General features: G+C 47.4%; 1 protein-coding gene and 1 pseudogene. Both read right to left on the reverse strand.

Annotated features, from left to right (window positions below; genetic code table 11):
• Positions 1-256 (reverse strand): oxidoreductase (locus ACTHUM_RS18450; protein WP_440403745.1); only part of this gene is annotated, 256 nt, incomplete at its 3' end.
• A gap of 118 nt (positions 257-374) precedes the next feature.
• Positions 375-532, reverse strand: a pseudogene (locus ACTHUM_RS18455) (2,3-butanediol dehydrogenase); the annotation flags it as partial.

The following is a 532-nucleotide window of genomic DNA, read 5'->3' on the forward strand; positions in this document are numbered from 1 at the left end:
TGTCGAGGCAGTGTTCGCCTGTGGCTTCAGGTTGGCCGTGAAAGGCTTTGCCGTCTTTTTGAACCAAAGTGGCGGCAGTGATAAACAAGCCCATATCGCCTGCACGGTTGCTGAGGAATGTACGCTCTTGGTCGCTGATCAAACCGTCGGCTTGTGAGCCGAAATGGGTCATGGGGGCGACGACAAGGCGGTTTTTGATGGTTACGCCGTTATTGAGGGTGTATGTTTGAAAGAGTGGGGCGTATTTTGGATTCATGGAGTTTTACTCTTGATAAGTGAATGGTCGGCAGAGAATTGGGCCATTCGGGAATTTATCAAGTAGACAGGCCGTCTGAAAAGTTTCAGACGGCCTGTTTATTCTTTAAGCCTTAGGATTAAAGATTAGGATTGACAATGATTTTTACTGCGGATTCGTTGTTGTGGATCAAGCGCTCGAAGCCTTCGGAAATCAATTCGTCCAGTTTGATGCGCTGGGTGATGAAAGGCTCAAGGTTGATTTTGCCTTCTTCAACCAATTTGATGGTTTCTGCGT

The organism is Neisseria sp. P0021.S006 (assembly GCF_051956895.1).